General features: G+C 69.0%; 15 protein-coding genes and 1 pseudogene. 8 read left to right on the forward strand and 8 right to left on the reverse strand.

Annotated features, from left to right (window positions below):
* A pseudogene (locus TPR58_RS20305) lies at nucleotides 1-249 on the forward strand (hypothetical protein); the annotation flags it as partial.
* A 95-nt stretch (nucleotides 250-344) separates the two neighbouring features.
* Here TPR58_RS20305 and queG read toward each other — a convergent pair.
* Nucleotides 345-1,475: a tRNA epoxyqueuosine(34) reductase QueG gene (gene queG / locus TPR58_RS20310; RefSeq protein WP_346248587.1), complete on the reverse strand. Its 1,131-nt coding sequence runs from the start codon at nucleotides 1,473-1,475 to the stop codon at nucleotides 345-347.
* Nucleotides 1,476-1,518: 43 nt separating this feature from the next.
* Between queG and TPR58_RS20315 the strand changes: the two genes are divergently transcribed.
* The 6 genes from TPR58_RS20315 to msrB all read left to right on the forward strand — a co-directional run bounded on the left by TPR58_RS20315 (nucleotide 1,519) and on the right by msrB (nucleotide 7,196).
* On the forward strand, nucleotides 1,519-2,442 hold the full coding sequence (locus tag TPR58_RS20315; RefSeq protein ID WP_346248588.1) for an ABC transporter ATP-binding protein: 924 nt from the start codon (nucleotides 1,519-1,521) through the stop codon (nucleotides 2,440-2,442).
* Nucleotides 2,439-3,701, forward strand: coding sequence for an ABC transporter permease (locus TPR58_RS20320; protein ID WP_346248589.1), 1,263 nt, complete (start codon nucleotides 2,439-2,441; stop codon nucleotides 3,699-3,701). Before TPR58_RS20315 ends, TPR58_RS20320 begins: the two co-directional genes overlap by 4 nt.
* A 31-nt stretch (nucleotides 3,702-3,732) precedes the next feature.
* A complete protein-coding gene (locus TPR58_RS20325; RefSeq protein ID WP_346248590.1) occupies nucleotides 3,733-4,467 on the forward strand; it encodes a hypothetical protein in 735 nt (244 codons plus the stop codon).
* 69 nt (nucleotides 4,468-4,536) lie between these two features.
* Nucleotides 4,537-5,766, forward strand: coding sequence for a cytochrome P450 (locus TPR58_RS20330; RefSeq protein ID WP_346248591.1), 1,230 nt, complete (start codon nucleotides 4,537-4,539; stop codon nucleotides 5,764-5,766).
* Between the two features lie 200 nt (nucleotides 5,767-5,966).
* Complete coding sequence (locus TPR58_RS20335; protein ID WP_346248592.1) at nucleotides 5,967-6,422, forward strand: hypothetical protein; 456 nt, start codon at nucleotides 5,967-5,969, stop codon at nucleotides 6,420-6,422.
* A gap of 285 nt (nucleotides 6,423-6,707) precedes the next feature.
* The gene (msrB, locus tag TPR58_RS20340) at nucleotides 6,708-7,196 is read left to right on the forward strand and encodes a peptide-methionine (R)-S-oxide reductase MsrB (protein WP_346248593.1); all 489 of its coding nucleotides are present in this window, start codon (nucleotides 6,708-6,710) and stop codon (nucleotides 7,194-7,196) included.
* Nucleotides 7,197-7,241: 45 nt separating this feature from the next.
* Here the strand turns inward: msrB and TPR58_RS20345 are convergent, their stop codons facing one another.
* Nucleotides 7,242-7,793, reverse strand: a complete 552-nt coding sequence (locus tag TPR58_RS20345) for a CHAP domain-containing protein (protein ID WP_346248594.1) — start codon at nucleotides 7,791-7,793, stop codon at nucleotides 7,242-7,244.
* A 442-nt stretch (nucleotides 7,794-8,235) separates the two neighbouring features.
* Between TPR58_RS20345 and TPR58_RS20350 the strand changes: the two genes are divergently transcribed.
* Nucleotides 8,236-8,787 carry a hypothetical protein gene (locus tag TPR58_RS20350; RefSeq protein ID WP_346248595.1) on the forward strand — a complete coding sequence of 184 codons (552 nt, stop codon included), beginning with the start codon at nucleotides 8,236-8,238 and terminating at the stop codon, nucleotides 8,785-8,787.
* Nucleotides 8,788-8,969: 182 nt separating this feature from the next.
* Here TPR58_RS20350 and TPR58_RS20355 read toward each other — a convergent pair whose 3' ends face one another.
* From TPR58_RS20355 to TPR58_RS20380, 6 genes are all read right to left on the reverse strand, one after another.
* Nucleotides 8,970-9,716 carry an extensin-like domain-containing protein gene (locus TPR58_RS20355; RefSeq protein ID WP_346248596.1) on the reverse strand — a complete coding sequence of 249 codons (747 nt, stop codon included), beginning with the start codon at nucleotides 9,714-9,716 and terminating at the stop codon, nucleotides 8,970-8,972.
* Nucleotides 9,713-10,459 (reverse strand): NUDIX hydrolase, encoded by a 747-nt coding sequence (locus TPR58_RS20360; RefSeq protein WP_346248597.1) that lies wholly within the window; start codon nucleotides 10,457-10,459, stop codon nucleotides 9,713-9,715. The genes TPR58_RS20355 and TPR58_RS20360 overlap by 4 nt, the downstream gene beginning before the upstream one ends.
* 232 nt (nucleotides 10,460-10,691) lie before the next feature.
* Nucleotides 10,692-11,717, reverse strand: a complete 1,026-nt coding sequence (locus tag TPR58_RS20365; RefSeq protein ID WP_346248598.1) for an SMP-30/gluconolactonase/LRE family protein — start codon at nucleotides 11,715-11,717, stop codon at nucleotides 10,692-10,694.
* Nucleotides 11,718-11,731: 14 nt separating this feature from the next.
* Nucleotides 11,732-13,066, reverse strand: a complete 1,335-nt coding sequence (locus TPR58_RS20370) for a GntT/GntP/DsdX family permease (RefSeq protein WP_346248599.1) — start codon at nucleotides 13,064-13,066, stop codon at nucleotides 11,732-11,734.
* Complete coding sequence (locus TPR58_RS20375) at nucleotides 13,066-15,303, reverse strand: glycoside hydrolase family 3 N-terminal domain-containing protein (protein ID WP_346248600.1); 2,238 nt, start codon at nucleotides 15,301-15,303, stop codon at nucleotides 13,066-13,068. The genes TPR58_RS20370 and TPR58_RS20375 overlap by 1 nt, the downstream gene beginning before the upstream one ends.
* Complete coding sequence (locus TPR58_RS20380; protein WP_346248698.1) at nucleotides 15,300-16,409, reverse strand: Gfo/Idh/MocA family protein; 1,110 nt, start codon at nucleotides 16,407-16,409, stop codon at nucleotides 15,300-15,302. The genes TPR58_RS20375 and TPR58_RS20380 overlap by 4 nt, the downstream gene beginning before the upstream one ends.
* Between the last annotated feature and the right edge of the window lie 122 nt (nucleotides 16,410-16,531).

A 16,531-nucleotide genomic window follows, 5' to 3' on the forward strand; every position in this document is an offset into this window, starting at 1 on the left:
ATCAAACGCTTCATCGGACGCAGCGAAAACGCCGTCAAAATCCAGATCTACGCCGCCATGATCGCATTCCTGCTCCTGCGCATGCTGCGACAAACCTGCGCCATCTCACACCGCCGGGAGCCACAGGCCCTCATCACCCGCATCAGGGTCGCACTGTTCAGCAGGCTCGACCTCTCTGGACGAGCCAAACCACCACCAATCCAGCCAGCAAAACTGCCACAAAATCCCCAAATGACCCTCAACCTGTGAATCCCGGACAGTTGTGGGGCGTAGTCCCGGGGTCCACCCATCCTCCATCCCGGACGCGTGACGGTGCGGGCGGGTTGCCCGGCAGGACTCGAAGGTCAGGCGGCCCACTCCTCCCTTACCGATGCGTCCGTTTCCGCAAGCGCACGCACGTCGCGCTCCACACGCCACCGCGCCGGGTCCAGCCGGCCCAGCGCCCACACCGCCGCGCCCCGCACCTCGGGCGACGGGTCGTCGAGCAGCCCCGCCACCTGCCCCGCCAGCGCTGCGCTGCCGCTGTTGCCCGCGGCGATCAGGCAGTTGCGGACCATGCGGTCGCGGCCGATGCGCTTGATCGGGGAGCCGGAGAAGACCTGGCGGAAGTCCGCGTCGTCCAGCGCCATCAGGTCGGCCAGTTCGGGTGCGGTCAGTTCGGCGCGCGGGGCGAAGGCGCGGTTGGTGGCAGCGGCGTGGGCGAACTTGTTCCAGGGGCACACCGCCAGGCAATCGTCGCAGCCATAGATGCGGTTGCCGATCGCCTCGCGGAATTCGGGCGGGATCGGCCCCTTGTGCTCGATCGTCAGGTACGAGATGCAGCGCCGCGCATCGAGGCGATAGGGCGCAGGGAACGCATCGGTCGGGCATGCCGCCTGGCAGGCGGTGCAGCTGCCGCAGCTGTCGCGCGCGGGCAGGTCGGGCGCCAGATCGAGCGTGGTGTAGATCGCGCCGAGGAACAGCCAGCTGCCATGGTCGCGGCTGACCAGATTGGTATGCTTGCCCTGCCAGCCCAGCCCCGCCGCCTCGGCCAGCGGCTTTTCCATCACCGGCGCGGTATCGACGAACACCTTCAGGTCGACGCCGCTGCCCGCCGGCGCGCTCTGCGCCAGCCACCGGCCCAGCGCCTTCAGCGCCTTCTTGACCACGTCGTGGTAATCGCCGCCCTGGGCATAGACCGAGATGCGCCCATGTTCCCCGGCCCCGGCCAGCGCCAGCGGATCGAGGCCGGGGGCATAACTCATCCCCAGCGAGATCACGCTGCGCACCTGCGGCCACAGCCCGGCCGGGCGCTCGCGATGATGCGCGCGCTCCTCCATCCAGATCATCGATCCGTGCGCGCCCTCGTCCAGCCACTGGCGCAGCCTTTGCCCGGCCAGCGGCGCGGCATCGGCGGGCGCGATGCCGCACGCGGCGAAGCCCAGTTCGGCCGCCTTCTCGCGGATACGCAATTCGAGCGACTTGTGCTGCGCCACGCGCACCCGCTACCACGAAGCGGGGCAGAGGAGTCACGCGGTTTTGAACAGTAACCTGGCGGTCAGCGCCGACCATCTCGTCAAGAAGTTCGGCGATCGCCGCGTGGTCGACGGGGTCAGCATCGCCGTGCAGAAGGGCAGCATCTATGGCGTGCTGGGCCCCAATGGCGCGGGCAAGACCACGACGCTGCGCATGCTGCTGGGCATCATCGAGCCCGATTCGGGCGCACGCACGCTGCTGGGCAGCGACAGCCCGCGCGACGCGAGCGACCGGGTCGGCTATCTGCCCGAGGAGCGCGGCCTGTACCCGGCGATGAAGTGCCGCGACGCGATCGCCTTCATGGGCGCGCTGCGCGGCCTGCCCTGGCGCGAGGGGCGCAGGCGCGCCGACGTGCTGATGGAGGAAGCGGGGCTGGGCCACGCCAGGGACGAGAAGATCCGCAAGCTGTCCAAGGGCATGGCGCAACTGGTCCAGCTGCTGGGATCGGTGGTGCACGAACCCGAATTGCTGGTGCTGGACGAGCCCTTTTCGGGGCTGGACCCGGTCAACCAGGAGAAGCTGGAGCAGCTGATCCTGGCGCAGCGCGATCGCGGCGCGACGATCCTGTTCTCCACCCATGTCATGGCGCATGCCGAGCGGCTGTGCGAGCGGCTGTCGATCATCGCTGGCGGCACCGTGAAGTTCGAGGGGACGGTGGCGCAGGCGCGCGGGCTGCTGCCCGCCAAGGCGCTGTACACGCCGCGCAGCGACGGCGACGCGCTGCGCGCGCTGTTGCCGGCCGATGCCGAGCATGACGACGGCAGCTGGCGCTTTACCGTGCCGGACGAAGGGATGGAGAGCCTGTTGGTGACGCTGATCGGGGCCGGATACGGCATTTCGGGCCTGTCGATCGAGCGGCCGGGGCTGCACGACGCGTTTGTGAGGATCGTCGGTGCCGATGCGCTGCGCGGGGAGGATGCGGCATGAGCCCATTCGGACGCGGCCTGCGCCAGGCGCTTACCATCGCCCGGCGCGACCTCACCGCGACGGTGATGACGCCCACCTTCATCCTGTTCCTGCTCGCCCCGCTGCTGATGCTCGGCTTTGCGCTGATCGGCGGCATGGGCGCATCGACCGTCGCGGGCAGCGGCGAGAAGAACCAGCGGATCGTCATCCTCGCGCCCGCCGCGCAATCGCCGGCGATCCTGGCCGCCGACCGTCAGTTGCGCAGCGTGTTCAGCGTGCCCGGCGTGCGCCCGCCGCTGGTGATCGAGACTCCCGCAGGCGATGCGCGGGTCCAGGCCCGCGCGATGCTGGACCGCAAGGACATCGAGGCGACCGCGATCCTGTCGGGTCCGCTCGACCGACCGCACATCCTCTATGTGCCCAGCGCGCGGAGCGAGGCGAACTTCCTCGCCCAGCTGGCCGAACAGACGTTGCGGATCGAGCGATCGGGCAGCCTGACCCCGCTGAGCACCCCTGAGCTGGAATCGACCGTCCGGGCCCAGGCGAGCACCAGCGGCCAGAGCCAGGTCGCCTATTTCGCCGCGCTGGGCGTGTTCCTGCTGACCGTCATGCTGTCGGGCCAGGCGGTCGGCGCGATGGCGGAGGAGCGGTCGAACAAGGTGATCGAGGTGCTGGCCGCCGCGGTGCCGCTGGAAAGCGTGTTCTTCGGCAAGCTGCTGGGCGCGTTCGGCACCGCGCTGCTGTTCGTCGCCTTCTGGGGGACGCTGCTGACGGCGCTGCCGCGGCTGATGCCCGATACGATGGCGATCGGCCTGACCGAGCTGGGCGCGGCGGTCGGCCCGGTCTTTCCGCTGCTGTTCCTCGCCTATTTCACCACCGCCTATCTGTTGCTCAGCGCGGTGTTCCTGGGCATCGGCGCGCTGGCATCGACCCAGCGCGAGCTGCAGATGCTGTCGCTGCCGATCACGATCGTCCAGGTCGCGGTGCTGGGCTTCGCCACCTATGGCGCGGCGCATCCCGAAAGCTGGCTGGCGCTGGCGGCGGAGATTTTTCCGCTCAGCTCGCCCAGCGCGATGGCGGCGCGCGCGGCCAACGCGCCCGAGCTGTGGCCGCATCTGCTGGCGCTTGCCTGGCAGGCGCTGTGGGTCGGGATCGTGGTCGCGATCAGCGCGCGGCTGTTCCGCCGCGGGGTGCTGAAATCGGGCAACCCGAAGCGGCGCTCGGCACGGCGCAAGACGGCGGGCGAGACACCGCAGGCGGCAGAGGCGCCGGCGGCCTGAGCGGCCGGCGGATCCCTGTGGGAGGGGCAGGATGAAGGGACTGGGTTACGGATTGCTGGCGCTGGGGGCGCTCGCGCTGCTGTCGGCGGTGCTGCTGCCGGCGGAGTTCGATTATCAGGACTATGCCGATACCGGCGCGCCCCGGCGGCTGATGCTGGGCATCTTGGGCGGGGTGGTGTTCATCGGTGGAACGATCCTGGTCGCGGCGCAGTCGATCCTCGACGGGTTGCGGCGGACGCCGGTGGCCGGCCCTGCGCCGGCACCCGCGCCGCCCGCACCTGCCGCCCCGATATCCGGGAAAGCGAACGACTGGTCGAACCCCGCCGGGTCCGCCGGGATTCAGCGCGACTCCTCGGGCGGCAATGCGTTGCTGATCTCCGGCGTGGTGATCGTCGCGCTGATCGCGGTCCTTGCCGTGATCGCCCTGGCGATCCTGATCATGCGCCAGCAGCAGGAGTCGGACTCCTATGACGATGCCGAGTTCGGAGCGAACAGCGTCTTTGCCGACCCGGCGAGTTACCGGGGCAACGACACCTGGTGGACCCGGGGTGAATGGGTCGAAACGGAGCCAGAACGCTATTCGCTACCACCCTCCCGACGGGGCAAGGTCGTTCCCGGTCTCGACCGCCAGGCCGAGCCTGCGCCAGAGGCGAAAGCACCCGAGGCGGCGCGGCGCGAGGCCCCTGCCCGCCGCGCTGCGCCGACGACGCGCGAGGATCCCTTTGCCGACCCGCCCGCCGCAAGCGACGATCCCTTCGCCGACTGACCGGCCATAGCGCTATTGACAGTCGTGTCAGTTAAGGGCCTATTCCCGTCAACGACAAGGGAGAGGACCATGGCGACGCTTGCCCCGCAGCCCGAGCATGCGGTCGATCCGCTCGATATGAGCCGGCCCGAATTGTACCGCGACGACACCTGGCACGAGCCGTTCCGCGAGCTGCGCGCCAGGGCGCCGCTCTATTATACCGAGAACAGTGCCTTCGGCCCCTTCTGGTCGGTGTCGACCTACAAGCCGATCGTCCATATCGAGTCGCTGCCCGAGCTCTTTTCGTCCGAGGCGGGCGGGATCACCGTCGCCGACCTGCAGGACGGCGACATCAAGATGCCGATGTTCATCGCGATGGACCGGCCCAAGCATACCGGCCAGCGCCGCACCGTCGCCCCCGCCTTCACCCCGTCCGAAATGGTGCGGATGACCGACAATATCCGCATGCGCACCGCCGAGATTCTCGACGCGCTGCCGGTGGGCAAGCCCTTCGACTGGGTCGACGAGGTGTCGATCGAGCTGACCACCCAGATGCTGGCGATCCTGTTCGACTTTCCCTGGGAGGACCGGCGCAAGCTGACCTACTGGTCCGACTGGGCCGGCGATATCGAGATCGCCAAGGATCCGGTGCGCAAGATCGAGCGGCAGAAGATCCTGTTCGAATGCGCCGCCTATTTCGGCAATTTGTGGCAGGGCAAGATCGGCAAGGAGCCGAGCCCCGACCTGATCTCGATGATGATCCATTCGGACGCGATGTCGCACATGGACCAGATGGAATTCCTGGGGAACCTGATCCTGCTGATCGTCGGCGGCAATGACACGACGCGCAATTCGATGAGCGCCTATGCCTGGGCCCTGAACCAGTTTCCCAAGGAGCGGGCGAAGCTGGAGGCCGATCCGGGCCTGATCACCAATGCGACGCAGGAGATCATCCGCTGGCAGACGCCGCTGTCGCACATGCGCCGCACCGCCACGCAGGATACCGAGGTGGAGGGCATGCGCATCCGCGAGGGCGACAAGCTGGCGCTGTGGTACGTCTCCGCCAATCGCGACGAAAGCGTCTTCCCCGATGCCGACAGCCTGCGCATCGAGCGCGAGAATGCCCGCCGCCACCTGGCCTTCGGCCACGGCATCCACCGCTGCGTCGGCGCAAGGCTGGCCGAGCTGCAGATCGGGATCTTGATGGAGGAAATGGCCAAGCGCCGCCTGCGGGTGAACACGCTGGCGGAGCCCGAGCGGATCGCCGCGTGCTTCGTCCACGGGTACAGGAAGATGCCCGTGGAATTGAGCCGCTATTGAGGCCGGGTCACGGCTGCGGCGGTTCAGTCCCCCTTCCGCTTGCGGGAGGGGTTAGGGGAGGGCCTGTTTGCCGTCCCGGACGTTGCGGTTGAGGACATGCCCTCCCCCAGCCCCTCCCGCAGGCGGGAGGGGAGTTTGTCACAGCATCCTTCCCTCCTGCCGATTGTTGATCCGCCATCGACGATCGGGAGCAGGCGCACATGATCAGATGGCTCGTCCTCGCCGGTGCGCTGGGCCTGAGCGGGTGCCAGCCGCCCGGCTTCGACATCCGCGCGGTCGCCAGCGGCGGCAGGCTGGCGTTCGAGGCATCCGAGGACAGGATGGTCGGCGCCTTCTCGATCCGATCGCAGGCGGGCATCATCTGGTCGATCCACGCGAAGGACGGCTGCACCGAGCGGCCCTATCCGGTCCGCTACGGCCAGTTGCCTTCCGACTGCTACGTCCAGGACGTCGCCCCGGTACCGTTGCGCCCGGGCAGGCTCTACCGCGTCGAGGACGACCAGATCGGCGATGGCCGCGGCCTGTTCGTGATCGAGCGCGACCTGAGCGTCACCATATTCGATTCGGACGATCGCTGGCAGGAGTCGAACGCGTGGGATGCGCGGGTGAGCGAGGTGCCGGAGGTGGAGAATCGCAAGGCGGGCGTGGTTCGGTAAGCTCTTTCCTCCCGGAGCGCAGCTCAGGGTGAGGGGGACCGCTCGCGTAGCGAGGGGTGGAGGGGGCATGCGCGACGCTGCCTCTAATATGACGCTCGCGGGGAGAGGCCCCCTCCACCACGCCCTGCGGGCGCGGTCCCCCTCCCCCGCTTCGCGAGGGAGGAAACTCGAGGGGCGGGCGATCCAGTCCCCCCTTCCGCTTGCGGGAGGGAAGTTTATGGGGCGCCCCTCCCCCTTGGCGTACCCTTGCCGCGCCCCCACCTATCCCCTTGAAGGAGCAACCCGATGCAGTTCACGCGACGCAAGCTGCTGGCCGCCGCCGGAGGCGGGGCGGTCGTGGCGGTGGTGGGGTGTTCGCCCGGCGAGAGCCAGGCGGCGCAGAAGTTCGAGTTGACGCTGAGCGATGCCGAGTGGCGCAAGCGGCTGAGCCCGCAGGCCTATGACGTGCTGCGCAAGGGATCGACCGAATTTGCCGGGACCAGTCCGCTCAACAAGGAGCATCGCGCCGGGACCTTCGCCTGTGCCGGATGCGCGCTGCCGCTGTTTTCGTCGACGACCAAGTTCGAGAGCGGCACCGGCTGGCCGAGCTTCTATGCACCGCTGCCGCGGGCGGTGATCACCCGCACCGACCGCAGCCTGGGCATGGCGCGGACCGAGGTGCTGTGCCGGCGATGCGGCGGGCATCTGGGTCATGTGTTCGACGACGGGCCGAAGCCGACCGGCAAACGCTATTGCATGAACGGGGTGGCGATGAAGTTCACGCCAAAGGCGTGAGGCGGGTCGAGCGTGAGCGGGGCCGCATGCCGGTCCCGCGGGCGATCAACCGCCGAGGCCGGTCTTCTCGGCCAGCGCCGTCATGTCGAGCTTGAACAGCGGCGGGGCGGTGACGGGCTCGGCCGGCTCTTCGGGCGCGCCGTCCGAATAGATGAAGCCGTTGACCGGGAAGACAGTGGTGCCGAGGCCGCCATTGGGGGCGTACCACACCTTCACTTCGCTCCAGTCGCCGGCCGCCGAGACGTCGACGGCGCGGACGTTGCGCTCGATGCCGCCGCGATAGGACCAGTTGGCGTGGGTCAGCAGGACTTCGCGCTCGCTGACGATCTTCGAGACCATCGCGACATGACCATAGGGGTTACGGCCGGTGCGCTTGAACGACATGACCGATCCGACCTTGGGCTGGCCGCCGCGCTCGTAGCGGCCGGCGGCCTGGTCCCACCAGGTCCAGGCGTTGCCGCGAATGTCGATGCCGGACACCTGACGGGCGAAGGGAACGCACTGGAGAAAGCCCGAACGAGCCTGGGCCGGGGTCGCCATCGCCAGGCAAAGCGCGGCCAGCAGCGCAAAACGCGCAGTTACAGCTTGCAGAGACAATTTCGTGACCCCCCGGTCGGTTTGCGTCGGTGGATGCTGTTGACCAGAGCGGGCCGCGAACGTCCACCCATCGGCCCGTCAGACGGGATGAAACGTTGCGGTCAGCCGATGGGCGGGGGTCGGCGAACCTGACTCTCCGATGAACCGTTTCCATCCATCGACGAGCCGTGGAACCGATCGATTCGTCTCGACGACGAAACGGATTCGCGGCCGTGCGGATTCGCCAACTAGGTAACCGCCACAGGCTGACGCAGCTGTGGCGAAAGCGCATCACTGGGCGCACGATCCGTGCAGTATCCTCCGTTCGTCGCAATGCTTGTTGCAACGCACAAAGAAAGAGGTTCTGTTGATGAACGCGGGAAAACGGCAGATTAAGCGCTGCGTCAACCGAGCGAGCGCATGATCTGTCCTGGTAGTCTCTATCGGGGTGGGAGTTGCTCAAATGGCCTCTAGGATGAAACCGGCAGAAGGCGCGATGACGCTGGCCGAGATGAAGGAATTCGCCGGCTTCACGGCCGCGACCCAGCGCTATATTCGCCGCGCGCTCGACATCGGACTGGAGCGCGAGGACGCGATGCTTCGCTGGTCGCGCGACGTGGTCGAGGCCGCCAGCATCCGCGCCCAGGCCCGCATGTACGATCGCCTGGTCGAGGTGCGCGCATTGTTGCCCGGCGAGAGCAGCCTGGACGCGATCGAGCCGTTCCTGGCGCCGCTGATCACCGTCACCGCGTTCGACCTGAGCCAGGGGCGGCTGACCAACTTCTCCGCCTATCGCTTCCTCTACGAGCGCCTCGTCGGCGCCGAGGTGCGGCCATGGCTGCCCGCCGCCTTCTGCTCGGCGGCCGCCCTGCCCCATCTCCACCCCGACCTGCGCCGCAAGCTGCTCCAGTCGATCAGCGAAGCCGCGGCGACGGCCTCGGGCTGGTCGAGCCGCCAGCCGGCATTCTTCCCGCAATGGGTGGAGAAGGTCGACGGGGCGGCGCTGTCGAACTGAGGGAGTTCTTCCCGTTCCTGGCCAGGTAGGGGGAGCCCAGTTGTAGTTAGGGCGACGAATATAGTCCCCCTCCCGCTTGCGGGAGGGGTTAGGGGAGGGCCTGTTTGCCGTCCCGGACGTTGCGGTTGAGGACATGCCCTCCCCCAGCCCCTCCCGCAGGCGGGAGGGGAGCTAAGGCGCCCTCACCTGCACGCCCTCCACCCCATCGCGCCGCGATCGGCCTGGTCGAAATGGAAATGGTCGTGGTGCGCCTCGTTGTAATCAGGGGACAGCACCGTCGCGAACAGGCCGCAGGCGCCGTCGCGAACCTCGCGCAGGAACGCCTGGACCTGGGGGTCGCGGCTGTTCCAGTCGCCCTTCACCGTGATGCGGGTGGCGTCGTCCATGCGAAAGGCGGCGATGTCGATCGCGTTGGCGGTGGCGTGCTGGCTCCATACCCCCTCGCCCCGGCCGACGATGCGGCGGCAATTATAGCTGCCATAATGTTCGATCACCGCGACCTGCCGGCCGAAATGGCGGCGCGCGGCGGGCTGGACGACATTCCATTCCCACATCGCCAGCCCCGCCGCGACCGGGCAGGAGGTGCCGAGATCCTTGGGCAGATAGTCGATCGACAGCGACCCGCCGCTGACCAGTCGCAGACCGTCGGAATAGCCGCATTGCGGCTGGTCGCGGACCTCGACCGGCGCCAGCGTCTGGTACCGGATGCCGGCGCGGGTCATCAGCCGCTGGCATTCGGGGAAGTCCTCGCGCAGCGCGGCGATCTTGCGGCCGGTGAACATGCCGGGCCGCTCGCCCAGGTCGAGCGCGGTCCAGGGCAGGTCCTGAGGCCGGTCGCGCGCCAGCATGTAGAGCAGCAGCCCGGCCAGCAGCAGCACGAACAGGACGATGCCGGTCTTGATCAGCCGCCGCAGCGCGCGGGGCTTCATGCGCGAGTGGCCGTGGCGAGCGGCTCGGCGCTGACCGGATAGCCGAGATCGTCGGGGATGCAGAGCCAGCGCTCGCCCCCGCGATCCTCGATCCAGGGGGTGACGGTACGGATCTCGTGCGCCCGTGCGTCGGCGACCGCCGCATCCCACGAGCGGTACAGGGCGAGCCGTTCGAGGTTTCGGCGCGTCGGGAAGATCACATGCGCGCGGCCGACCGCGCATTCGGCGAGCACGCCCGCCGCGCTCATCCAGAAGGCGCGGCTATTCTCGTTGCCGTCGACCACCGCAGTGGCGCCTTCGGGCGCGCGAGCGAGGTAGAAGCGGGTGTCGAAGACCTTGTGATGGACCATGTTCGGCAGCCAACGCGCGAACGGCACCAGGGCTTCCGGATGCAGCGTCGCGCGGGCGGCAGCGAAGGCCTCGGCCATCGGCTCGCCCGCGTACAGCGCGCGGCGCAGTTCGGGGATGTGCGCGGCATCCAGCTCGACGCCGACCGCGACGCCGGCCTCCTCCAGCGTTTCGCGAATCCCGGCGATGCGCGCGGCAGTTTCGTCCGCGTCGCCCGGCAGCGTCGCGGCCAGCGCATGGTCGCCCGCGTCGATCCGCCCGCCGGGAAACACCAGCGCGCCGGCGGCGAACGACATCGCCTTGGCCCGCTCGACCATCAGCAGTTCGGGCGGCCCGTCCGCCACCTCGCGCATCACGACGACCGTGGCGGCGGGGTGGATCTCGGGTTCGGCCATGCCACCGGGTTAGGGAGTCGCGCGCGGGCCTGCAACCGGGGAGGCGGGTTCGGTGCGCGCGTGCTTTTCCTCCTCACCGCCCGTTCGGGCTACGCTTTGTCGAGGCCCGGCTCGCCACGGGGCGGTTCGCCTGGAGGATAGGCGTCCTTCGACAGGCTCAGTGCGAACGGTGGAGATATGCGGGCGAAATCCCCATTCACCGTTCGGGCTGAGCCTGTCGAAGCCCCTCAGTTCAGGCAGGCGATTCCATCAGGAAATAGCCCCGCGCCTTCAGCCGTACCCGGGCCACGCTGTCGCTTGACGTCAGGAACAGGGTCCCGCCGTCCTCGCCGAACGCGCAGTTGGCGACTGCCTTGCCCGTGCCGATGATGCCGAGCAGCTTGCCCTTGGGCGACAGGACATGGACGCCGCCCGGGCCGGTGGCATAGACGCGGCCTTCATTGTCGAGTTTCAGCCCGTCGCAATTGCCGGGCAGCTTCTGCGCCATCTGCGGCCGGGCGTCGTGGAATACGCGCGGCTTGCCCTTGGGCAGGCCATTGGTGCCGAGCGTGTAGGCCAGGATCTCCGGCCGGTCGGGATCGGAGATGGCAACGAACAGCGTATTGCGCGACACGGCGATGCCGTTGGGGCGCGTCAGGCTGCGGTCGATCAGGTCGACCTTGCCGTCCTTCAGCCGGAACACGCCGTTGAACGGCAGTTCCTTCAGCGGCGACTGGTCGCCCTCGGCCAGGCCATAGGGCGGGTCGGTGAAGTAGATCGCGCCGTCCGACGATCGGGCGAGATCGTTGCAGCTGTTGAAGCGCTTGCCGTCATAGCGGTCGGCCAGCACGGTGCGCGCCCGGGTCTTCAGGTCGACCGCGGCGATCAGGCGGGTGCCGCTGTCGGCCAGCAGGAGCTTGCCGTCATGGACCAGCAGGCCGTTGGCCCCGGCCTCGCGGATGCCCGCGGGGATCGGCCCGGCCAGGCCCGAGGGGTTGAGGAATTCCTTCGCCCCCTCGCCCTCTTTCCAGCGATAGACGATGTTCGAGGGAACGTCGGAGAAATAGAGGCACTTCTCCGCCACGTCCCAGGCGGGTCCCTCGGCCCATTTATAGCCGCTGGCGATGATCTCGATCGGGGCGTTGGCGTCGACCACCGCATCGAGCGCGGGGTCGAGCCGGGTGATGCCGCCCACCTCGGCGCCGGCGATTGCGGGGACGAAGGGCAAGGCGGCCATGCCGGCCAGCGCCGCGCGGCGGGTGATGCGGATTGCGGTCATGTCGGTCTTTCCCCTCACGCGAACGGCCACAGGATCAGCGCCATCGCGAACATCGTCAACCCCGCCAGCGTGGCGCAGATCGTCCAGCTGCGAAAGGTCTGCGCCTCGGTCAGGCCGAGATATTGCTTCACCAGCCAGAAGCCGGTGTCGTTGACATGGCTGGCGACCGAGGCGCCGCCGGCGATCGCGACGGTGACCAGCGCGATGCGATTGGGATTGAGCGCCGCCGCCTGGATCAGCGGCGCGGCCAGCCCGGCGGCGGTGACCATCGCGACGGTTGCCGATCCCTGCGCCACGCGGACGAAGGCGGCCAGAAGGAAGGCAAAGACCAGCACCGGCACCTGCGCGGCGGTGACGGCGGCGGTCACCTGTTCGCCCGCGCCCGATTCGATCAGCACTTCCTTGTACGCCGCGCCGGCGCCGATGATCAGCACCATCACGCCCGCCGGTTCCAGCGAGCGGGTCATGATGCTGGACAGCGTGTCGAACGAGGTGCCGGCGCGGATGCGCAGCCAGGCGATGGTGCCGAGGCAGGCGATGACGAGCGCGGTGAACGGGTGGCCGAGGAACAGGATCGCCGAACGCAGCGGCCCCGCCGCCATCCCCTGATTAGCGACGGCGGCGACGATGATGAGCGTCAGCGGCACCAGCATCGCGACCAGTGCCGGCCAGAAGCCGATCGGCTGCGTCTGCGGCGCGCCTTCGTCGAGCATCGGCGGCGTGCTCTGGTCGCCCCAGCCCGGCGCCGAATGGAACAGCCGCGCGAAGACCGGCCCGGCGACGATGGCGGCGGGAATGCCGCAGGCCAGGCCGTAGAGCGCCAGCAGGCCGTAATCGGTGCCGAGCAGTTCGGCGACCGCGACCGGCCCGGGATGCGGTGGCAGCAGCGCGTGCATCGTCATCAGGCCCGCGAGCATCGGCAGCGCAAACCAGGTCACCCGCCGCTGCGCCCGCATCGCCAGCGTCGCGACCAGCGGGGCGAGGATGATCAGCGCGACGTCGAAGAACAGCGGGATGCCGACGATCACGCCGATCGCGGTCAGCGCCCAGGGCATGCGCCGCTCGCCGAACAGGTCGAGCAGCCGGTGGGCGATCGCGCGCACGCCGCCCGACGCCTCGAGCATGCCGCCCAGCAGCGCGCCCAGGCCGATGACGACCGCGACGAAGCCCAGTGCCTCGCCGGTGCCCTTGCGGATCGCGTCGATCACCTTGATCGGATCGCCGCCGAACGCCAGCCCGGTGACGAGCGCGACGAGCAGCAGCGCGAGAAAGGGCTGCATCCTGAGCCGCAGCACCAGCAGCACGACCGCGGCGATGCTGAGCGCGACGATGGTCAGGGTCATGACCATCAGCGCACCACCACCCGGGTCTCGATCGACGCGGCGGGGATCTTGCCCTCGCCTGCCGCGGCGATGTCGTAGCTGCCGCGCAGGCGGATGTCCTCGGACGAGGCGCCGACCATCACCTCGATCCGGCCGGGCTCGACCGCCCAGCGGCCGCCCGGCTGCCAGATGGCGAGCTGTTCGGGGGTCAGGATGAAGGTGATCGTCTTCGTCGCGCCGGGCGCGATTGCGACACGCACGAAGCCGCGCAATTCCTTCACCGGGCGCGCGACCGAGGCGACGGGATCGCGGACATAGAGCTGGACCACGTCCTCGGCGGCGACCGACGAACGGTTGGTCACGGCAAGCGAGACCTCGACCGAGCTTCCCTTGCCGCTCCGGTCCAGCCCGATGCGCAGGTCCGAATAGTCGAACCGGGCATAGGACAGGCCGTGGCCGAAGGGGAACAGCGCGCCGATCCCGCTGTCGCGGTAGCGCGCGCTGTCGACGCTCAGGTCCGGATTGGCGGGCCGGCCGCTGGGCAGATGGGCATAGGTCTGGGGCGTCTGGCCGGTGACGCGCGGCATGCCCATCGGCAGGCGCCCGGCAGGCGAGACCGCGCCGGTCAGGATGTCGACGATCGCCGGGCCGCTCTCGAGCCCGAGGAACCAGGTCTCGACCACCGCCGCGATCCCCGTCAGCGTGGCTTCCAGCGCCAGCGGGCGGCCGTTCATCAGGATCGCGACGATCGGCTTGCCGGTCGCCTTGATCGCCTCGACCAACGCCGCCTGATCGCCGGGCAGGCCGATATCGGACCGGCTGCGCGCCTCTCCGCTCAGGTCGTAATCCTCGCCGATCGCCAGCAGCACCACGTCGGCGCGGCGCGCGGCGGCGACCGCGGCGGCGATGTCGGTGCCGGGCTGATAGACGGCACGATCCCCCAGCGCGCGGCGCAAGGTGATCGCCTCGTCCGCCTGGCCGCGCGCGCGCCACGATCCCAGCGTCGACGAGGCGTCGTCGGCAAGCGCGCCGATCAGTGCCAGCTTGTGACCGGGCTTCAGCGGCAGCAGGTCGCCCTGATTGCGCAGAATGACGATCGACCGCTGCGCCGCACGCCTGGCGACTGCGCGCGAGGCGATGGTCACCCGGTTCTCGCTGGCCGGATCGCCGAAGCCGTCGGGATCGAACAGCCCCAGCCGCGCCTTGGCCGACAGGATGCGCGTCACCGCCTGGTCGATCAGCGGCTGGAGCGCGCGGTCCGCCTTCACCGCGTCGCCCAGCGCGTCGGCATACACCGACCCGGCCATGTCCATGTCGATCCCGGCCTTCAGCGCCGCCGCGGCGGCCTGGGCCGGGGTCTCGGCGATGCCGTGGTCGATCAGTTCGCGGATCGCGTTCCAGTCGCTGACGATCAGCCCCTGGTAGCCCCAGTCGCCGCGCAGCTGGCGCCGGACCAGATCGGCATTGGCGGTCATCGGCACGCCGCCGATATCGTTGAACGCGGTCATCATGCTGCCGGTGCCGGCGCGCATCGCCGCGTGGAACGGCGGCAGATAGACCTCGTTCAGCGTGCGGTCGGACAGGTCGGCGCTGTCATAGTCGCGCCCGCCCGATGCCGCGCCATAGCCGACGAAATGCTTGGTACAGGACAGGACGCGGCGGCCGCTGGCCGGGTCAGGCCCCTCGAACCCGCGCACCTGCGCCTCGGCCATGCGCGATCCGAGATAGGGGTCCTCGCCCGCACCCTCGACCACCCGGCCCCAGCGCGCGTCGCGGGCGATGTCGACCATCGGCGCGAAGGTCCAGTGCAGCCCCGCCGCCCACGCCTCCTCCGCCGCCAGCCTTGCGGCATCGTGCATCAGCGCCGGATCCCAGCTGGCGGCAAGCGCCAGCGGCACCGGCAGGATCGTGCGAAAGCCGTGGATGACGTCCATCGCGAACAGCAGCGGGATGCCCAGCCGGCTTTCGTCGACCGCGACCTTCTGCAGCTTTTGCAGCGCTTCTGCGCCGGCGACATGGAGGAACGAGCCGACCTCACCCCGACGCACGCGGTCGAGCATCGCCGCGTCGATCCGCGAATTGAGCGCCTTTTGCCGGCCGCCGGGCATCTGGGTCATCTGCCCCAGCTTTTCCGCCAGCGTCATCTGCCGGACCAGCGCATCGATCCGCTTGCGCATGTCCTTCGTCACCTGCGCCCGGGCCGGAACGCGCAGCAGTGCGGCCGCAAGCACCCCGCTGGCAATCGCCCCGCGACGATCGATCACGACGTCATCCGGATCGCGCGGCCCTCGCGCGCGGAGGCGTAGATCGCCTCGATCAGGCGCATGTCGCGCAGTCCTTCCGCGCCCGACGCGCGCGGTTCGCGCCCCTCGATCGCCGCCTTGGCCAGTTCGTCCATCTGCGCCGCCCATTGCGACTTGGTTGCCTTGGGCAGTTCGACCGGCCCGGTCTTGCCGTCGATCCGGACGAAGATGCTGTGCCCGTCATAGACGGTGGCGGGCTCCATCCCGATCCACCCCTTGGTGCCCGTCGCGCGGAAGGCATTGTGGTTCGAGCTGTAGCTGGAGACGCAATTCGCGATCGCGCCCGAGGGGAATTTGAGCTGGAAGTCGATCCGGTCCTCGACCGTGGCGAAGCGCGGGTCGCTGCGGTCGGTCGATTCCATCGCCTGGACCAGCACCGGTTCCTCGCCCGACAGGTAGCGCGCGGCATTGAGGCTGTAGATGCCGATGTCCATCAGCGATCCGCCGCCCGACATCGGCCGGTCCAGCCGCCACTGGCCGGGCTTGGCATAGAAGCCGTGTTCGGAGGTGATCAGCGTCGGGCGACCGATCGCGCCCTTCCGGATCTGGTCGATGACGTAGAGATTATGCGGCTCGAAATGGCTGCGATAGCCGATCATCAGCCGGCGGTTCGCCGCCCTTGCCGCGGCGATCATCGCCTCCGCCTCGGCGGCGGTGTTGGCCATCGGCTTTTCGCACAGGACATGCTTGCCCGCCTTGCTGGCGCGGATCGAATATTCGGCGTGCATCGAATTGGGCAGGACGACATAGACGAGGTCGATGTCGGGATTGTCGCGGATCCGGTCATAGCCGGCATAATCGTAGCGGTGGGTCTTCGGGATGCCGTATTCGGCGCCGTATTTCTCGAGCTTGGCGGGCGTGCCGCTGACCAGCGCGGTGAGCTTCGCATAGTCGCATTCGCGGATGCGCGGCAGCAGCTGGTTGACGGCATAGCTGCCCAGCCCGACGACCGCATAGCCCAGCTTGCGCCCGCTTTGCAGCGCGTCCGCCAGCGCGCAGGACGGCAGGCTGCTCGCCACGACCCCCGCGCCGATCCCGCGCAACACTCCGCGCCGGCCCAGTTCCATGCCCATCGCCCCTGCTCCCTCCTTGCGCGCCGCCTTGCCTGTCCCGAGGGACGACCGGCCAGATTATGTTAGCGCTATCTTCGGCAGCATGACGGGACATCGCGCCCGGCGCAAGATGCGCA

Source organism: Sphingomonas rustica (genome assembly GCF_039652585.1).
In the GTDB taxonomy this organism is placed as follows: domain Bacteria; phylum Pseudomonadota; class Alphaproteobacteria; order Sphingomonadales; family Sphingomonadaceae; genus Sphingomonas; species Sphingomonas rustica.